Below are 18,675 nucleotides of genomic sequence, written 5' to 3' on the forward strand. Positions count from 1 at the left end.
TTATATGTATTTTTTCTTATTATTTGAAAATTTACAGGATTTAAACCAATTCATAGTTTTTATAATAATTTTTATTTCTTAGTATAAGTTCGAAAACGCATCTTCCCTAAAGCATCCTGGTTTTTATCATAGACTGCTAAAGATTCTTTTGCTTTTTCTAGTTCTTTGTGAATCTGCACTTCGCATTTTGGACAATACTTATGGTGAGCTGATAATAATAGACACCCACATCTCAAGCAATCAATGTTTAAGAATTCATTAGGTAATTCAATTAGTCTACCATCCCTAACAAAATTGTTTACGACATAAACAGGTATGCCTAATCTTTGTTCCATCTCATAAGCAGTTGCTCCAGGATATTCTTTTAAATATTCTCGAATCCTATCAAATACTTCTTCTATTTTTTTATAGCATTTAGGGCAGTAATTATGTAAAGCCTTTTCATGAATTATGTCTTTACACCTTTTACATGTCCTTATGTTATTAAAAGGTTTACTGTTATTCATAATTTTCCCTACCTTAGTATTATTTAAATTTTATAATTATAATAATTATAACATAATTTTATTGGCAATAATTTCTGTTTTATAAATTCAATAATTTATTTCCAATAGTTTATATTGAATTTCCTAGGAAATAGCATGATTTCAACATTTAAAAGGTTTTTTCACTCTTGTTCGACAAGGTGTTTTTTTATTATTTCTATTAAATGCTAATAAAAATATCCAGATGATATGAGCATCTAGATATTCATGAAAATTGCTAATTATCTTTTATTTCAAAGGCTTTATATAATTTTTTAATTGCACGCTTTTCTATTCTAGATACGTAGGATCTCGAAATACCTAACATTTTTGCTATTTCCCTCTGAGTTTTACTTCCGCCATTACATATGCCATATCTTAGCTCCAACACCAATAGTTCTCTCTTTTTTAGCACATTAGCCATTTTTTTGTAAAGCTTTCTTATTTGCATCTTTAGCTCAACTTCGTTCAGTACTTCATCCGGTTCTGTTCCCAATATGTCTATCAAAGAAATCTCATTGCCTTCCCTATCTACACCTATAGGATCTTGTAAAGATACTTCTGTTTTAATCTTTTTATTAGCTCGTATCGTCATCAATATTTCATTTTCTATGCAACGGGCTGCATAAGTGGCTAATCTCGTTCCTTTATTTCTATTAAATGTTGTTATTCCTTTAATTAAACCAATGGTCCCTATAGAAATAAGATCATCTACATCAGAGCCTATGTTACCATATTTTTTTACAATATGAGCTACTAGTCTTAGATTTCTTTCGACTAATATATTTCTAGCCTCTTCATCTCCTTGTTCATATAATTCTAGATATTTCATCTCCTCCTCATGTGTTAGTGGCTGAGGGAAAGAGATATTACTAGATACATAGGATACGCCAAATATGAAAGGTTTTACTATACCAGATAATACTTCTGCTAAGAAAAACCACATTTTTATCATCCCCCTTAAAAACCTATATAATAGGTCACTATAAATAATATGTTTAGGAGGATGCATATGTGCATGTACCTAAGTAATTTAGGGCTGTCAGCATTGTTTCTTTTTCATTTCTTTCATACGTTGTTCATAAGTATATTTTGCTACAATAAAAAGCACACCTCCAAATATTAGATTTCTTGTCTAACATTTGGGGTGTGCTTCATTATGGCTCAATCTAGTAATCTATGTCCATGATACCTTCTATTATTTCTTTGAAAATAGGAACTGCTACTTCACCACCTGTGCCGCCTTCTTGTACCAGTATAGTTATACTATATTTAGGATTTTCTATAGGGTAGTAGCCAGTGAACCAAGCATGAAGAACTGCATTTCCTCTACTGGAGCCCTGGGCTGATCCAGTTTTTCCAGCAGTTACAGTCGCTAGCTCTTTTATGTTTTTTCCTGTTCCCTCCGTCATAACAGATTCCATTAGTTTTTGTAATTCTATAGATGTTTTTTGTGATAATACTCTTGAAGCTTCTTTTCTATCAAAGGTATCAAGGGTATCAGAATCTACTAGGATTTCAATCAATAAATTTAACGGTATTTTTACACCTTTATTCGCTATAATTTGTGTCATTTGATTGATTTGTAAAGGCGTCACTTCTATATCTCCTTGACCAATGGAGATATTTCCAATAGCAGGTCCTAATAAATTGTTACCCTGCGGTAAGTTTCCCTTTTCTTCCTCTGACAATCCAATGTCAACCCTGCTACCCAGCCCTAATTCTTCTGCCATCTCGATAATATTTTTTGCACCTATTTTTTGTCCTAACTGGATAAATGTAGAATTGCAGGATTTAGCAAAAGCTTCTTGGAATGATATTTCTTCATTTTCTTCCTGACTATGAGCATTACAGTTTATTTCCACATTGCCTATTTTTTCAACACCTGCACAATGAAATACATTATCATCGTTAATTATATTATTTTCAATTGCTGCTGCTGCAACTACTATTTTAAAAATAGAGCCTGGCGGAAAAGTCATCTGTATCGCTTTATTGTATAGTTCATCTCCACTACTTTTTATGTGATCCGCTATGGTGTTAGGATTATAATTGGGTCTACTTACAAGTCCTAATATTTCTCCAGTTGTTACATTAGAAATAACGACTGCCCCATTCCTATTGTGCTGATCCATTACTTCTTCGGCTACTTTCTGTATTGAATAATCAATAGTTAATCTTATATCTTTTTGTTTTGTTTCTGTATTGATAACAGAATAGCCCTCTCCTGGTAGAAATCTTTTCCTACCATCCAAGGTTGCAGTTAGACTCTGAGTAGGATTTCCCATTATGATAGCATCTAATGTCTTTTCAAGACCTGCCATTCCTTTTTTATCTATTTGATTAATATATCCTAAAGTATGACTCAAAAGAGGATAGTCTTCATACCGTTGTTTTTTACCTATTATAAACAAACCTCTTATTGCTAATGCTCTGCTATCCTTGTAATCTATATCTTGAGTTATCGGCATTTCAATTGGAGAACTGGAATGATGGATTCTATTTACTAATTCTTCTTCTTTTTTTTGGGTTATTTCAGATAAAAACCTTATATTTTCATCATTAATAAAAAATAGCTGTGGAAATACAACGGCTATTTTTTTTTCCTGTCTATCAGTTAACGGTATGTGATTCCGGTCAAAGAGAATACCTCTGCCACTATCAGTTGGAATAGATATTTGTCTCTGCCTATTAACCTCCATCACAAAAAAATCATGCTGTAGAATTTGTATGTAAAATAATCTCCCCACCAAGAAAACAATTAGCAGTGTAGAAATTAATCCAATAAACAATAATCTTTTTATGTAAACCGGCTGTTGGTTTTTCTCTTTTGATTTTCTCATAAAAAACTCCTGTATTTTTTTTTTATTATCACCAATTATACAGGAGATTAAACCTTTCGTTTTTATTACTTCTTTCTATCAACAATAGATTGAATTTTTGCTACCATAATGTCTATGGCAACTTGGTTAAATCCTCCTTCAGGAATAATAATATCTGCATACTTTTTATTTGGTTCAACAAATTGAAGGTGTGCAGGTCTTACAGTAGTTAAATATTGCTCTATAACAGATTCTAATGTTCTCCCTCTTTCATTAATATCTCTAACAATTCTTCGTATAATTCTTACATCAGCGTCAGTATCTACAAATATCTTTATATCTAGCATTCCTCTTAAGATAGGATCATCCAATATCATAATACCTTCTAATATAATGATATCTTTAGGCTCAAGAGCTTCTGTCTCATTTTTTCTTGTATGTTTTTCAAAATCATATATTGGCTTTAATATCGGTCTATTATTTAACAGTGCTTTTAAATGATTTATTAACAGTTCTGTATCAAAGGCTAAAGGATGGTCGTAGTTGGTTTTAATTCTTTCTTCAAAGGTCAAATGTGACTGATTCTTGTAATAAGAATCCTGCTGAATGATAGCAATATTTTTCTCTGGTTGACTTTTAAAGATAGCTCTGGCAACTGTACTTTTCCCCGATCCCGTCCCCCCGCTTATACCAATGAGAATCGGCCTATTCACTTTCTTCTTCATCCCTTTCTTTTCTAAGAATATAATATGGTGCAACTTTTTCCTCAATTTTAAACTTAACAATTTGCTTTGGGTGAGGCGCTACTTCTATTTCATTATCCTCTTCATCCCACATTTTTTCAATAGTTATTTTTAAGACTTTTTCTTGTGGCCCAATGATTTCTATAGTATCTCCAGCGTAAAAACGGTTTCTTTGTTGAACAGTAGCTATTTGAGTTTCCTCGTCATAATCTTTAACAATTCCTATAAAGCTATACCCTCTAACATAGGATTGTTCGCCATAGATATGTGCTTTTTCATCAGGTTTATTCAAATAGAATCCTGTTGTATAATCTCGATGACTGGCTTTCTTTATTTCCTGTAACAAATCTGTTGTGCATATCCATTTCTCCGGATTGCTGTAGTAGCTATCAATTGCCATTCTATAAGCTCTCACAACAGTTGCTACATAAAATGTTGTTTTCATTCTTCCTTCAATTTTCAAACTATAAATGCCTGACTCAATGATTTGAGGTATATATTCAATCATACATAGATCTTTTGCATTCATAAAATATGTACCTCTTTCATCTTCATAAATCGGCATATATTCCCCCGGTCGCTTTTCTTCAACTAAATGATAATTCCATCGACAAGGCTGAGCACATTCTCCTCGATTAGCATCTCGACCAGTCATATAATTACTTAATAAGCATCTTCCCGAGTAGGAAATGCACATTGCTCCATGTATAAAAGCTTCTAGCTCTAAGTCTGTAGGTGTATTATCTCTAATTTCCTTTATTTCTTCAAAGGAAAGTTCTCTTGCCATTACTACTCTTTTTGCTCCTAGTTTGTGCCAGAAGTTTACAGTTCTAAAATTGGTATTATTAGCTTGCGTACTTATATGTATTTCCATATTAGGCACAGTTTCTTGAACCAACGAGAAGGTTCCTGGATCGGATATAATAACTGCGTCCACTCCAATTTTTTCTATTTCTTTTAAATAATTTGGTAGTTGTTCCATGTCTTCATTATGAGGAATAATATTGGTGGTAATATAAACTTTTGCACCTCTACTATGGGCAAATTCTACCCCTTCTCTTAAACTTTCTAGGGTGAAATTTTTTGCAGCTGCCCTTAGACCAAATATTTGTCCTCCTACATAAACAGCATCTGCGCCATATATTACTGCAATTTTAAGGCGTTCCAAGTCTCCTGCAGGAGCTAATAGTTCAACTTTTTGCATGTTAATTCCTCCAACTTTCTATTCTTAGGTATATTGCTTTGAAGTTAATGTAACCAGTATTGAGATGAAGTAATATCCCTATGAATTTAGTTTCGTTTTATAGCTTATAGCCAAGCCATCTCCTATTGGTATAATTGAAGTATCCAATTGTGGATGGTTACATATGTATTGTAAATATTCCCTCATTCTATTGACAATGGTTCTTTTTCTTTTGATAACTAAATTATCATTTACAACCATACCTTTAAACAAAATATTATCAGAAACTAACAAACCACCAACCTCTAAAAGGTTAATACAGTCTTGCAACATTTCTTTATAGTGTCCCTTTGCACCATCAAGAAATATCAAATCATATTTAGCATCTAAAAAATTTAATACATCTTGAGCCTCACCCTCAATTATTCGAATATGATGGCTCAGATTAGCCTTTTCAATATTTAATCTTGCCCGTTGTACTCGTTCTTCATCTCTTTCAATAGTAGTAACAAACCCGCCTTCGCCAGCTGATTGACATAATATTATACTTGAATACCCAATGGCGGTTCCTATTTCTAATATCTTTTTACTTTTTGAAGCCTTTGTCAATATTTTTAGTAATGCTGCTACTTCTTTTTGTATAATGGGAACATGGTTTTGTGTTGCATAACTTTCTATTTCATTTAATAGTTCTTGTTGTTGGGGCAATAATTTTCGAATATATTCTTCCACAGATTCTTCAATAATATAGTTCACTCAGTACATCTCCCTCATAAATAAATTAATACGTGGTAATACCAAGTATTAATGTGTATCCATTATTATTCTGTTTTCTTATATTCTTTCCCATAACTCCTATAGAGCATGTCCCAATTTATCAAATTTTATTATATTATGAATAGAAAAAATTTACAAGGCAGCTATAAAAAACCACCTTGTAACTTGTCTTATTTCTATTATTATAAACCATCAATATCTAGTTCTAATGCATCTCCTAGAATTTTATATATATCTCCCATCATCTGTGTTAATTTATACTCTGCATGGATAAATTCTGCTATTAGCGGATTTTGCATTAATGTATTATGGAGATTCTGCAATTCTTTCATTTTACTTTCCTCAACCTCCTGCCCCATCATTTGAAGACCTTGAATCTCTATTTGGCGCTTTCTAAAATCTTCAATCATGGTTTTGTTTTGTGGGTTTTCCTTCACTCTCTTTTCCAATTTTTTATAGTCTTGGTATTGGTTGCTTCCTTTTAATGAATTTGCCAACTGATGAGCATCATCATAAACATTCATTGTATACCTCCTATCATTTAATCATGACTATTATAGACATCATTATATTTGTATGCGTTAAACTTATTTCTAGCTATAATTTAGTACTTTTTTATGTTTTCTATTTTAATATAATCATAAGGGTGGGTACAAGAATTGGAACTAATGAAGAAAGTGCTACGCCAGTTATAAAGGCAATAACAGCTATATTTCCATCAGTAGATCTTGAGATAACTGGTAATGTCGTATCCATTGCTGTAGCCCCTGCTGGTGCAATTGCTTCCAATCTACCAATATATTTTGCAATGAAAGGTATACTAATAAGTGCAATAACTTCTCTAGAAATATTAGTGATAAAAGCTAATGCTCCTAGCTCTGCACTATGCTTTGACAATTCAATGGCCGATAAGGAATACCAGCCAAAACCGGCTCCAATTGCACCTGCTTCATTTATAGGTAGTCCAAGAAGTAAACCCCCTAGAATTGCACCACTAATACTTCCTATTGCAACCATCAATGGTACTAATAATACTTTAAAACCCATTTTCTTTATTTTTTTTAAGATATTACCTTGCTTTCCTATATCAATTCCTACAAAAAATAGTAATAAACATAGTCCAATGTCTATCATTATACCCATATAGGCTTCAGCAGCTTGGGGAAATACAAAAATGCCGATAATAATACCTAATGCAACTGAAAGGATGATTCTACCCGTCATTTTCTACCCCTTCTTCCTCTGTTGTTATCGTCTTTGCTACAAGTTTTACCATTAGGATGCTAAATATAATTGAGAAAACTGCAAGTACAACTGATTGATATCCTATTACACCAAAGTATTTTATAACATTATCATCTACTCCTATATTTATTCCCATAATAAACAGTAATAAAAATAAAGCATAGTTTTGAATATCTCCTATATTTTTTGACAAAAAATCATTTAATAGATTTTTGTAACCAATATATGCTCCTAATAATAGGATGACTAGATAAAGTAAAATATTCAATATATGTCCCACCTTTCAGCTATTCAAGATTCTAATATCTATCTTTTTTGTTTTAATACGGTATATATTGAAACTCACCATTCTTAAAGTAAGTAGGTGAGTTTCAGCTTATCTTATACTTCCATTATCACTGGTAAAATCATTGGTCTACGTTTTGTTTTTGTATATAGGAAATCCTTTAGTACATCTCTAATAGAGCTTTTTAAAACTGACCATTCTCTTGTGTTTTGCTGTTCGCACATATCTAATGCACTTTTAACCACCTGCTTAGCTTCTACTATCAAATCTTCAGATTCTCTTACATAAACAAATCCACGAGAAATAATATCTGGGCCAGCTGCAATTTTTCCATTTTCCTTTGTTAATGTAACAACGACAACCATTAGTCCATCCTCAGCTAAATGCTTTCGGTCTCTTAAAACAATATTTCCAACGTCTCCTACACCTAAACCGTCTACTAATACATGACCAGAAGGAACATTGCCGGCTAACTTAGCATAGTCCTTTGTAATTTCAACAACATTACCATTCTGTATAGTAAAGATATTTTCTTTTGGCATTCCTAGATTTTCTGCTAATTTTGCATGCTGTTTCAAATGTCTATATTCTCCGTGAACCGGTATAAAATACTTTGGATTTGCTAGACGATGCATTAGCTTCAATTCTTCTTGACAAGCATGTCCTGAAACATGTACTTCAGCTAAGCTTTCGTAAATTACATCTGCACCTTTTTCAAATAATTGATTAATCACTCTACTTACTGTTTTTTCATTACCTGGAATAGGCGTTGCGGAAATCACCACCGTATCTCCTGCACGTATATCTAATTTCCTATGGTCAGAGGTTGCCATTCTTGATAAACCTGCCATAGCTTCTCCTTGGCTGCCTGTAGTAATGATTACTATCTCATGATCATCGTATTTATCTATATCATTTACATCTATAATCAATCCTTCAGGTACCGTCAATGCACCAAGCTCTTGAGCTACAGAGGATACATTTACCATACTTCTTCCCGATATAACAATCTTTCTATTATGTTTATATGCTGCATTAACTATTTGTTGTATTCTATGAACATTAGATGCAAAGGTTGCAACAATGATTCTACTTTTTGTTCCTCCAAATATATTCTCAAAAGTTATACCAACATTTTTTTCTGACATAGTGGTTCCTGGACGTTCAACATTGGTGCTATCTGCTAACATCAATAATATACCTTTTTTGCCTAGTTCTGCAATTCTTTGCAAATCAATCATTTCTTCATCAATTGGTGTATAATCAATTTTAAAGTCTCCTGTGTGTAAAATCACACCTAATGATGTGTGTATAGCTATTGCGCATGCATCTGGAATACTATGACTGCTCTTTATATACTCAACTTCAAAAGGACCTAATTGAATTGTTGTGCCAGCATCTACTCTCTGCAGGTGAACATCTGTAAGCTTATGTTCCTTCAGTTTTACTTCTACTAATCCTAAAGTAAGTCGTGTTCCATATACGGGTACATTTATCTTCTTTAGTACATAAGGTAGCGCCCCTATATGATCTTCATGACCATGGGTTAGTACGATAGCCTTAATTTTATCTTTATTCTTCTCGATATATGTGATATCAGGAATAACAATATCTATTCCTAACATTTCGTCCTCTGGAAAACTTAAGCCACAATCTACGATAATCATTTCATCTCGATATTCAATAACCGTCATATTTTTGCCAATTTCCTTTAGACCACCTAATGGTACTACTCTAATTTTTGTTGGTTTTCTACCCAAAAATAATCACTCCTTTTATTTCTACATAAATTTTTGTATTATTACTTGCATCCGTACATTGATACTTATTTTTTCCCACAACAAACATATATTAAAATTACTATTATACACTACTCTTTAATCAAATAAATAATAGATATATGTATTTTAACCTAAAGGTTTTACTTTTAAAAGTTAATTTAAAAAATAAACATAGATAAAGCCTTGCAGAAATCCGCAAGACTATTTACATTTAGAACAAATGCCGAAAAATTTAACTTTATGATCTTTTATATGAAAATCATGATTTTTTTCGATTTCTTCCTCTAATTGTTCTAATAAGTCAATTTCTACTTCTGTTATGCTGCCACAATTTTGACAAATCAAATGGTGATGTTGATGGTCATCTTCATGAGTATTAAATTCATATCTACTGCAGCCATCATCAAGATTTATTTTTAAAATTACTTCCATTTCATCTAGTAATTGTAATGTTCTATATACAGTTGCTAAACCAATTTCTGGACATTTTTCTTTTACTAAATCATATATTTCTTCAGTATTTAAGTGTTTACCTTGACTATCAATAATAACATCTAGTGTAGCTCTTCTTTGAGGGGTAAGCTTGTATCCTTTTTCTTTTAATTTTTCTTTCATCAGTTCTACTACATTCTCCACAATACCACCTTCATTTCTCAAATAATAATACTTTTCAAGTAATAGTATAATCTATTTATTATTTTTTGTCAATCTTTTCTAATTATTATTTGTTGTGATTTTTTTTTAAAAGTATAAAGCTCTTCCCTCTACACTTACTTAGGATAGGCGAGAACTTTTTAATTAGGTGAAGTAGAGTTTCTATGAGATTCTTCTCTATTTCACCCTTCTAATACACCTTCATTTCATTAAAAAATTATTTTTAACCTCTCCTTTAATGCTATTGAATCTATAGTAACATCGCAACTATAACCATAAAACTCAACACCTTCTGTTTTTGCTAATGCTACTGCTTCAGCAAAGGCTTTGTCCATTTCCTCGTTAGGGGTAAATAGTCTTGAGTCAGCTCTCTGCACAATAAAAAAAACCGCTGCTCTAAAACCCTGTTTTTTAGCTTCTATAAGCTCTAAAATATGCCTTCTTCCACGCTCAGTGGGTGCGTCAGGAAAAGATGCTATTTTATTTTCCTTAACTAGGGTTACACACTTGGCTTCGATCAATGCTGATTCCTTTTCATTTGAGAGAGAGAAGTCAAATTTGCTATTTCCAAAAGTGACTTCTCTTTTAACATGATTAAAATCTTCAAAATATGGAACGGCCTTTTCTATAAAAGCTCTCTGCAAGAGGGAATTAGGTAGCTTTGAATCAATAGAAACTAGTATATCCTCCTTATATACCATGAGCAGGTCATACTTCGTCTTTCTATGAGGCTCATTTATTTCTCTTAAAATCACCTTTGCTCCAGTGGTTAACAGCTCCTTCATTCTACCAGTATTAGCTACGTGTGCTATCTCTAATTGATTATTGATGTTAACTTCTGCAATAAACCTATTTACTCGACGTAGAAAAATTCCTATTATTTTATTACCTTCAATATTTATTTTCATAATTTTCACCTTCTTTAGTTATACTAAAGCTATATAATATTATTTCCATATTTATAGATATATTTCTTATTTGTCTTAGAAAATATTTATTATTTTAGGGGGTACCTATTGTGAAAAATAATTATTATCTCTTTTTAAATATGATTCACGGACTTTTCTTAGGTTTTATCCTAGGAATGACACTTTCTATTTTAGCTCTTGAGTTTTTACCAGAAATACAATCTATTCTCCATCCTGCCTATATCTATCCAATTTTTTCTGTTTTAGGAGCTATCATAGGCTACATTAAGGGCATCAAAAATTATAGACGCTTTCTAAACCCCTTATTTTCTACTGGTGGTACCATAATATTCCCTGTTGCTGTCATTGCATTATTATATTTTTTCTTAGGCTTTGACCGTTTGTTAGCACTTCCTCCAATTGTTTTTAAATCTGGTGTTGGTTTAAGAGGAATGGACACTCGCCTAAGTAGTTATATTTTTACATTTTTAGGATCAGCTAGCTTTTTTGGTGCATTAATTTCAAGTTTTTCTATTAATAAAAAAAATAGATGGACCTATTAAGCAGTCCATCTATTTCTTAGATTATTGTATCTCTTCTTCATCTACAATCGCTTCATAAGCTGCCACTACATTTTCATATTCTTCATCATCTTCAATCGCCACTAGTGTGTATTCATCGTTACCTTCGTTTATTACCTTAAAGATGTATGCATCTTCTTCTTCTCCAGCGTCTACAGGTAACAGAATAGCATATTCCTTCTCTTCTACATCTAAAGTCATCATGACCTCAAAATCCTGTTCTTGTCCTTCTTCATCTACTAGTGTTATAATATTTTCATTTTCTTGCATAATAATCCCTCCTATTTATAGATTTTAAGTACATAAATGTATTATATACTAAACTTTGGGAAAAAACACCTTTTTATTTATTTATACTATCAAGATAGTTCTGTAGAATATAGGTAGATGCTACTTTATCAATCACTGTTTTTCTTTTTTTCCTGCTAACATCAGCCTCTATTAAAGACCTTTCAGCCGATACTGTAGAAAGTCTTTCATCCCAATAAACAATTTCAATATTTGTACGTTTTTCTAACCTTTCAGCAAACACTATTACTTTCTCACTTTGTGGTCCTAAGGTACCATTCATATTTTTAGGTAATCCCACTACTATTTTGTTTACATTATTTGCTCTAATTATTTCTTCTAATCTCTGTAAGTCTTTTTTTATATTTGTCCTGGTAAGGGTTTCTAACCCTTGTGCTGTCCATCCCATTAAATCGCTTAACGCTACGCCTATTCGCTTGTCTCCTACATCTAATGCCATAATCCGAGTCATTTATATTCCTCCTAAATTACCTTGATACAAAAATGAGGACAGCATTTTGAACAATAACCACATAATACACATTTTTCTTGTTTTATTATTAATTTGTTATTAATAATCTCTAAGGCACCGTGACTACAGGCTCTCATGCAATTTCCACATACTTCACACCAAAAGTCTATTTTAAGCTGTCTATTTATGTTTTCTATTTTCGTTAGTAGCTCCGCTTCTATCCCTTTTCCTTCAAAAATACTTATATTAGCGTCAATTTCTTCTACCGTTTGCATCCCTACAGCTATAGAATGGAGACATGAAAGCCCTAATACAAATTCAAAACATGCGTTAAAGCTTTTTAGTAGATTTCCTCCACCTAGAGGCTTCATACCATAAATACCTTTTCCTAGATTATAACCTTTTATCAATAGCTTTATCATCTCTTCTATGGTACCGTCCTGAATCCCAAGGCCTTCTTTATTGACAATAGGATGTAATATTTCGATTTCCTTCATAGCTAAAGATGCTTCTACAGCAGCAATCGTATGTGTAGAAATGCCTATAGCTTTGATAAAACCTTTTTCCTTCATAGCTAAGAAATATTCTAATGCTTCTTGATGACCCCTTAGTGTATGTTGACTTTCTTGCTCATGCAATAAGAAGATATCTATATAATCAGTATTCATTTCCTTTAAAGCTTTCCTAAGACTATCTTCAGCAGTCTTTTTTGAATACGCATAAGATTTTGTTGCAATAACTATTTCATCTCTTTTCCAGCTTTTAAGTGCCTCGCTTATGTGGGGGTAGGTTTCATACAATTCAGCAGTATCAATAAAGTTTACGCCTTTTTCAAAGCTATGTAGAAGCAGTTTTGCACCTTCTTTAGGAGATTTGTTAGCCTGTAATGGCCCCATAGTAAGACTACCAAAGCATAACTTTGATACCAGTAAGGAAGTATTCCCTAATTTGTTTTTTTCCAAAATTCTCATCCTATCTTAACTTTTTGTTTTAGTATTGCATCTATTTTTCTATATAAATAGCATCCATAATAAAATATAATATGGAGGTGGTTAAGAACATGATGGTAGTAGCTGCCGCCACCACTCCTGAATCATTGACGGCGAAGGATACAATGCAGCTTACTATAATTCCGCTCCAACCTATTGCTATGAAAGGATACTTAGATGCAATGCTTTTTATCACCCCTACAGGTCTATAAAATAGTATCCCTAAAATCAGCATACCGCTTAATAAAACTCTACTCCAAACCGTTACTCCCATCACTCGGATATTCATTGCTATCTTTCTTGTAATAATTTCATAAATAACGATTGGACCTTTTGTTAAAATTTGTTCTATTGCAACTGCTAAATGACTTCTATATTGCAGGAAAAAAAAGTCGATCACTGACATTATACCCACTATAACTAGTACAAGCAACAATATATAAAATATTTTTTTAAAGGTTATTTTCTTTCCAAAAAGTCTAATGGAAGTGAAAAGATATGTAAAAGTCGCAGTAATTCCTCCACCTACATTTGCTCCTAGAGTTGGAAAAGCTATCACAATAATAGAACCTAGAAATAGAAGTATAATACAATACTTATGAAAACTGTACTTCTCCATTAAAGCTGTTAACAAGATTAAGGTTGAGCCTATCAAGACACCCATATATTCATTCCCTATGCCATAATATCTTGCTCCAATGATAGGATCATAGCCTAATAATGAGTTTTGTATAAGACTTTGCCCTAATACTATATCCAGCATAAGACCTACAGTAATTAATAAAGTACTATACAAGATTATATTTAATGGTGCCTTCTTACCTATTAAGTGTAATAGAATGACCAGCAATCCTGTTATGCTTATTAACAAAATATAATTTAAGGTGATATTTAACACCCCAAAAACTGGTAATATCAACAAAGTAAAAGGCGCAATTATTGTGCTGATTAACACCAAAGATATGGGTGTGTATATTTTTGATGGTATTCTTTTTCTAAATATTATTGTTAATAGAGCTAATGCAGAGGCTAACATTTGAAAGACAGCAAAGCTATATAGAACTCTGTATCTTTGAACTGATGTATTAACTACTCTTTTATTTAGCTGATGTATCACTTCCATAGAATCTTTACTTTCAACACTTATCATTTTTCTACCAATCATATTAAGGGGGGTTAACTGAAAATAGGATAATATTGTGGGTGCTATATCTACATTTCCTATAATCCCTGTACGCCTTGTAGTGCTAGACCATAATAATCCCCTATCTAAGCCTCCATTATAGATAATTATCGGAGTTAATCGTTCTCCTTTTAATGCAGCAGCATCTGAAGGGTAAGGGGTGGCTATTATCACTAAAGTATTGTCTATATCTATATATTCCATCATTGCTTTTACAAAGTAATCTATGTTTTGTAATACCTCTTTTTTATGTTTTTGATACATAGTAGTATTTAAGTTTTCTTTATATCTATCTAACCGGTTTGTGTCTCCAGTTTCTATAACAATAAAATTGCTTTTAGCATATATATCTTTCAGTGTATTTAGTAAAAGATCATAATTTGTTTTTATACCAAATGGGCTATGGCTAGCTACCTCAATTAGCGTATCTTCAACATTCCCATAATCGATATAACCCTTATTGTCCATCGCTATAAGTCCAGCAGCTGTAAGCTTGCTATTTTCCATATCACTATTACCAAAAACAGCTGTTTTATAGCCATTATTTCTTAATATCTCACCTAATGCCCCTGGTGTCGCCCCGTACTCACCTCTAAAGTTCTGTTGAATCAAGCTATTAATATTCGTATTTATTACCCCTGTTTCTGGAGGACTATCCCCCACTCTTCTTTCATAGGTAGCTAGGCTGTTATCTTCGATATTAAAAAAGGTTGAGGTGTTTTGAGCAGCCTCTGCTCTTGTCCCCCAACCTATTGTAGCATATGATTTGAATTCATTATTTGCACCTGCAGCCCTTGTGTTCATCAAAGCAATGCTGCCATTATCTATCATTATTCTTATTTGAGGCATGCTATATAAATCATAAAAATCTACACGATTCATTATAAGCATAATCACTTTTTTTTCTAAGCCATCGTTTACTTTATAGGCAAAGCTATTACTTATATGTATACAGATGAAAAAAGCTGTAATTGCCATAATACAGTTTTTTTTGCTTATTTTCAAATTTATTCGCTCCTATTATTTTTTAAGTAAGCTTTTAATAATTCCTCCAATAGTTCATCTCTTTCTATTTTTCTTATTATACTTCTAGCATTATTGTGGTTTGTTATATAGGTAGGATCTCCTGATAATATGTAACCGATAAACTGGTTAATTGGGTTATAGCCCTTCTCTTCTAATGCTTTGTATACTTCTATAATAACAGCCTTAGCTTGTTTTTCCTTGTCCTTATCTAGATCGAATTTCATGGTTAAATTTAATTTATCCCCCATATTCATTCCCCTTTCCTTCTTTATAATAATATTTTACCATATTATAGCCTAACCTCCAATTATTTTTAATAAATGTAGTGAATCCAAAATAAAGAGCATGGAAATCCATGCTCTATTATTTTATCCATTTAATTGATTATTTAGTAGTGATTCTACTTTTTCTAATGCTTCCTGGATTTTTTCTGAATTTTTCCCACCAGCCTGTGCCATATCGGGTCTACCACCACCGCCGCCGCCGGTGATTTTAGCAGCTTCTTTCACAAGACTCCCTGCATGAACACCTTTATTTACAATGTCCTTTGTAACTGTTGCAACAAAATTTACTTTTCCGTCTGAGACTGAGGCTAGAAGAATAACGCCAGATTGTATCTTTTCTTTGAGTGTATCCCCTACTTTTCTTAAATCCTCCATACCTTCTACTTCCACCTTCTCAATGATAACTTTAGTACCATTAATAGTTTTAGCCTTTGCAACTATTTCATCAACGTTACCTGTGGCTAGTTTAGCTTTTAATTTACTTATTTCTCTTTCCTTTTCTTTGCTTTCACTAATAAATGTTTCTAATCGATTAATAATATTGTTGGTAGGGGTTTTTAAAAGCTCTCCTGCTTTTTCCAATACACCTTGTTGGTTCTTTACATATTTATAGGCTTCTATGCCTGTAAGAGCCTCTATCCTTCTAACTCCTGATGCAATGCCTCCTTCACTAACAATGAGGAACATGCTTATTTCGCTACTGTTTTTCAAATGTGTTCCACCGCATAATTCTGTACTATAGTCTCCAATCTTTACAACTCTTACAGTTTCTCCATACTTTTCTCCAAATAAAGCTTCTGCCCCCATAGCCTTCGCTTCTTTAGGAGTGGTTTCCATTACTATTATTTGTGCAGCATTCCATATTTGTTGATTAACCTTTTCTTCAATCTTGGCTATCTCTTCAAGAGTTAAACCTTCAAAGTGAGTAAAATCAAATCTTAATCTTTCAGGTGTTACCAAAGATCCAGCCTGTTGAACATGTTGTCCTATTATTTCTTTTAAAGCCTTATGTAGTATATGGGTTGCAGAATGATTTCTTGCAGTATTTTTTCTGACATTTTCATCCACTTCTACTGTAACAGTATCTCCCACAACTAAGGTGCCTTTAGTAATTTTTACAATATGATGAACTCTATTGTTTATCCCTTTCTTTGTATCTAATATATTACCTTCAAAAATTTCATTATAAACTTTACCTACGTCACCTACTTGACCTCCACCCTCACTATAAAAAGTGGTTTCATCTAAAATCACAATTGCTTCTTCTTCTACTCCTGCTTCATTGACAATCTCATTATCTTTAACAATTGCTAGTATTTTTCCAGTTGCCTTTAAATTCTCATATCCTTTGAATTCTGTTTCAATTTCTTTGTTCAGTTTTGTAAAAACATCTTCCTTCCAACCTACAACATCTTCTCCACTTCTTGCCTGTCTTGCCCTTTGTCTTTGCTGACTCATTTCTTCCTCAAAGCCTTGGATGTCAATCTTCAATCCCTTCTCTTCTAGTATCTCTTTTGTTAAGTCAATAGGAAACCCATAAGTGTCGTATAACTTAAAAGCATTCTGACCCTGTAATGTATCTTTTTCTGCTGTTTCTAGCTCTACTATGTATTGATTTAATATATCTAGGCCTTGATGGATTGTTTCTTGAAAACGCTCTTCCTCCACTTGAATTACTCTTTTGATATAGTCTTGCTTTTCCTCTAATTCTGTGTAGGTTTCTCCAAATACTTTTATAATGGTATCTACAAGCAAATATAAGAAGCTCTTCTCTACTCCTAAAGTTTTTCCATGTCGAGCAGCTCTTCTCAATAATCTTCTAAGTACATAGCCTCTACCCTCATTACTGGGAAGAATTCCATCGCTTACCATAAAGGTAACTGCTCTTATATGATCAGTAATCACACGAAGGGATATATTTTGTTGATCTCCTTCATTATATTTTTTATTGGTAATTGTACATACATTATCTAATATATACTTCATTGTATCTATTTCAAAAATAGAATCTACATCTTGCATTATGCAAGCAACTCTTTCTAGTCCCATACCTGTATCAATATTAGGATTTGGTAGTAGATTGTAATTTCCTTCCTCATCCTTATCAAACTGAGTGAATACAAGGTTCCAGAATTCAATATATCGGTCACAATCGCACCCAGGCTTACAAGCTTCATTCGCACACCCATATTTTTCTCCACGATCATAGTAGATCTCTGAACAGGGTCCACAGGGGCCTAGTCCAATCTCCCAAAAATTATCTTCTTTCCCTAATCGTACTATTTTCTCTTCAGGTAGGCCCACCTTCTCTTTCCATATCTCAAAGGCTTCATCATCTTCTAAATATATGGATGCCCATAGTTTATCTACAGGCATTTTTAGATGCTCTGTAACAAATTCCCATGCCCAAAGAATAGATTCCTCTTTAAAATAGTCTCCAAAAGAAAAATTACCTAGCATTTCAAAAAAAGTAGCATGTCTTGCTGTTCTACCAACATTCTCTATGTCTCCTGTTCGAATACATTTTTGAGAGGTTGCCATTCTTTTGCTGGGAGGAACCTCTACACCTGAAAAATAGGACTTTAATGGCGCCATTCCTGCATTGATCAATAATAGACTTTTATCATTTTGAGGCACCAGTGGAAAACTGGGTCTTACCAAATGTCCCTTTAAGTGAAAATAATCCAAAAACATCTTCCTAATCTCATTCAATCCTTTTTTTTCCATGTCATACCTCCTCATTTATTGTGAAACACAAAAACTCCCATCCTTACATAAACTATTGTAGGGACGAGAGTATTCTCGCGGTACCACCCTAATTACCGTGTTAAACGGTCCCTCAGAGGAAAAACCAAAAGATAACGGGTCAACCGATAATTTCTACTCTAGTTGTACTATTTCAAAATTATAGCTCCGAGACTGCTTCATA

At 32.8% G+C, this 18,675-nt stretch carries 19 protein-coding genes and 1 other annotated feature (1 of these 20 only partly in view); of the genes, 1 reads left to right on the top strand and 18 read right to left on the bottom strand.

Features of this window, described 5'->3' with window-relative positions:
- Positions 1-71 precede the first annotated feature (71 nt).
- The 12 genes from BMX10_RS01830 to sfsA all read right to left on the bottom strand — a co-directional run bounded on the left by BMX10_RS01830 (position 72) and on the right by sfsA (position 10,923).
- Positions 72-506: a hypothetical protein gene (locus tag BMX10_RS01830; protein WP_090438397.1), complete on the bottom strand. Its 435-nt coding sequence runs from the start codon at positions 504-506 to the stop codon at positions 72-74.
- Between the two features lie 256 nt (positions 507-762).
- Positions 763-1,479, bottom strand: a complete 717-nt coding sequence (gene sigK / locus BMX10_RS01835) for an RNA polymerase sporulation sigma factor SigK (protein ID WP_330387773.1) — start codon at positions 1,477-1,479, stop codon at positions 763-765.
- A gap of 214 nt (positions 1,480-1,693) precedes the next feature.
- The gene (locus BMX10_RS01840; RefSeq protein WP_090438403.1) at positions 1,694-3,367 is read right to left on the bottom strand and encodes a peptidoglycan D,D-transpeptidase FtsI family protein; all 1,674 of its coding nucleotides are present in this window, start codon (positions 3,365-3,367) and stop codon (positions 1,694-1,696) included.
- 65 nt (positions 3,368-3,432) lie between these two features.
- Positions 3,433-4,059, bottom strand: coding sequence for a uridine kinase (udk, locus tag BMX10_RS01845; RefSeq protein ID WP_244272600.1), 627 nt, complete (start codon positions 4,057-4,059; stop codon positions 3,433-3,435).
- A complete protein-coding gene (locus tag BMX10_RS01850) occupies positions 4,052-5,293 on the bottom strand; it encodes a peptidase U32 family protein (RefSeq protein WP_090438405.1) in 1,242 nt (413 codons plus the stop codon). Before BMX10_RS01850 ends, udk begins: the two co-directional genes overlap by 8 nt.
- Before the next feature lie 78 nt (positions 5,294-5,371).
- Positions 5,372-6,028, bottom strand: coding sequence for an O-methyltransferase (locus BMX10_RS01855; protein ID WP_090438408.1), 657 nt, complete (start codon positions 6,026-6,028; stop codon positions 5,372-5,374).
- Positions 6,029-6,231: 203 nt separating this feature from the next.
- Positions 6,232-6,573 (bottom strand): YlbF/YmcA family competence regulator, encoded by a 342-nt coding sequence (locus BMX10_RS01860; RefSeq protein ID WP_090438412.1) that lies wholly within the window; start codon positions 6,571-6,573, stop codon positions 6,232-6,234.
- 100 nt (positions 6,574-6,673) lie between these two features.
- A complete protein-coding gene (locus tag BMX10_RS01865) occupies positions 6,674-7,273 on the bottom strand; it encodes a LysO family transporter (protein WP_090438415.1) in 600 nt (199 codons plus the stop codon).
- Positions 7,263-7,562 (bottom strand): LysO family transporter, encoded by a 300-nt coding sequence (locus tag BMX10_RS01870; RefSeq protein WP_090438419.1) that lies wholly within the window; start codon positions 7,560-7,562, stop codon positions 7,263-7,265. Before BMX10_RS01870 ends, BMX10_RS01865 begins: the two co-directional genes overlap by 11 nt.
- A 113-nt stretch (positions 7,563-7,675) precedes the next feature.
- Complete coding sequence (locus BMX10_RS01875) at positions 7,676-9,340, bottom strand: ribonuclease J (RefSeq protein WP_090438422.1); 1,665 nt, start codon at positions 9,338-9,340, stop codon at positions 7,676-7,678.
- Between the two features lie 222 nt (positions 9,341-9,562).
- Complete coding sequence (locus tag BMX10_RS01880; RefSeq protein WP_170834632.1) at positions 9,563-9,997, bottom strand: Fur family transcriptional regulator; 435 nt, start codon at positions 9,995-9,997, stop codon at positions 9,563-9,565.
- 227 nt (positions 9,998-10,224) lie between these two features.
- Complete coding sequence (sfsA, locus tag BMX10_RS01885; RefSeq protein WP_090438425.1) at positions 10,225-10,923, bottom strand: DNA/RNA nuclease SfsA; 699 nt, start codon at positions 10,921-10,923, stop codon at positions 10,225-10,227.
- 110 nt (positions 10,924-11,033) lie between these two features.
- On the opposite strand from sfsA, the gene BMX10_RS01890 reads away from it, so the two are divergent.
- Entirely contained in the window at positions 11,034-11,486 is a 453-nt protein-coding gene (locus BMX10_RS01890) for a hypothetical protein (RefSeq protein WP_090438428.1), read from the top strand.
- Positions 11,487-11,507: 21 nt separating this feature from the next.
- Here BMX10_RS01890 and BMX10_RS01895 read toward each other — a convergent pair whose 3' ends face one another.
- From BMX10_RS01895 to alaS, 6 genes are all read right to left on the bottom strand, one after another.
- The gene (locus BMX10_RS01895; RefSeq protein ID WP_090438430.1) at positions 11,508-11,774 is read right to left on the bottom strand and encodes a DUF1292 domain-containing protein; all 267 of its coding nucleotides are present in this window, start codon (positions 11,772-11,774) and stop codon (positions 11,508-11,510) included.
- A 73-nt stretch (positions 11,775-11,847) separates the two neighbouring features.
- Positions 11,848-12,264 (bottom strand): Holliday junction resolvase RuvX, encoded by a 417-nt coding sequence (gene ruvX, locus BMX10_RS01900; RefSeq protein WP_090438433.1) that lies wholly within the window; start codon positions 12,262-12,264, stop codon positions 11,848-11,850.
- An 11-nt stretch (positions 12,265-12,275) separates the two neighbouring features.
- On the bottom strand, positions 12,276-13,226 hold the full coding sequence (locus BMX10_RS01905; RefSeq protein WP_090438436.1) for an aldo/keto reductase: 951 nt from the start codon (positions 13,224-13,226) through the stop codon (positions 12,276-12,278).
- A gap of 40 nt (positions 13,227-13,266) precedes the next feature.
- Positions 13,267-15,441, bottom strand: coding sequence for an alkaline phosphatase family protein (locus BMX10_RS01910; protein WP_244272601.1), 2,175 nt, complete (start codon positions 15,439-15,441; stop codon positions 13,267-13,269).
- A 2-nt stretch (positions 15,442-15,443) separates the two neighbouring features.
- Positions 15,444-15,710 carry an IreB family regulatory phosphoprotein gene (locus tag BMX10_RS01915; RefSeq protein ID WP_090438439.1) on the bottom strand — a complete coding sequence of 89 codons (267 nt, stop codon included), beginning with the start codon at positions 15,708-15,710 and terminating at the stop codon, positions 15,444-15,446.
- A gap of 120 nt (positions 15,711-15,830) precedes the next feature.
- Entirely contained in the window at positions 15,831-18,473 is a 2,643-nt protein-coding gene (gene alaS, locus BMX10_RS01920) for an alanine--tRNA ligase (RefSeq protein WP_090438442.1), read from the bottom strand.
- A 56-nt stretch (positions 18,474-18,529) separates the two neighbouring features.
- Positions 18,530-18,675, bottom strand: a binding site (T-box leader); it runs 83 nt beyond the window's last position.

The sequence above is a fragment of the Natronincola peptidivorans genome (assembly GCF_900111615.1).
GTDB lineage: Bacteria > Bacillota > Clostridia > Peptostreptococcales > Natronincolaceae > Natronincola_A > Natronincola_A peptidivorans.

Bases quoted from the DNA above. Each gene is read 5' to 3' on its own strand.
- BMX10_RS01860 (WP_090438412.1), bottom strand. From the start codon at position 6,573: ATGAATGTTTATGATGATGCTCATCAGTTGGCAAATTCATTAAAAGGA.
- BMX10_RS01840 (WP_090438403.1), bottom strand. From the start codon at position 3,367: ATGAGAAAATCAAAAGAGAAAAACCAACAGCCGGTTTACATAAAAAGA.
- BMX10_RS01850 (WP_090438405.1), bottom strand. From the start codon at position 5,293: ATGCAAAAAGTTGAACTATTAGCTCCTGCAGGAGACTTGGAACGCCTT.
- BMX10_RS01865 (WP_090438415.1), bottom strand. From the start codon at position 7,273: ATGACGGGTAGAATCATCCTTTCAGTTGCATTAGGTATTATTATCGGC.
- ruvX (WP_090438433.1), bottom strand. From the start codon at position 12,264: ATGACTCGGATTATGGCATTAGATGTAGGAGACAAGCGAATAGGCGTA.
- BMX10_RS01895 (WP_090438430.1), bottom strand. From the start codon at position 11,774: ATGCAAGAAAATGAAAATATTATAACACTAGTAGATGAAGAAGGACAA.
- BMX10_RS01915 (WP_090438439.1), bottom strand. From the start codon at position 15,710: ATGGGGGATAAATTAAATTTAACCATGAAATTCGATCTAGATAAGGAC.
- sfsA (WP_090438425.1), bottom strand. From the start codon at position 10,923: ATGAAAATAAATATTGAAGGTAATAAAATAATAGGAATTTTTCTACGT.
- alaS (WP_090438442.1), bottom strand. From the start codon at position 18,473: ATGGAAAAAAAAGGATTGAATGAGATTAGGAAGATGTTTTTGGATTAT.
- BMX10_RS01830 (WP_090438397.1), bottom strand. From the start codon at position 506: ATGAATAACAGTAAACCTTTTAATAACATAAGGACATGTAAAAGGTGT.
- sigK (WP_330387773.1), bottom strand. From the start codon at position 1,479: ATGATAAAAATGTGGTTTTTCTTAGCAGAAGTATTATCTGGTATAGTA.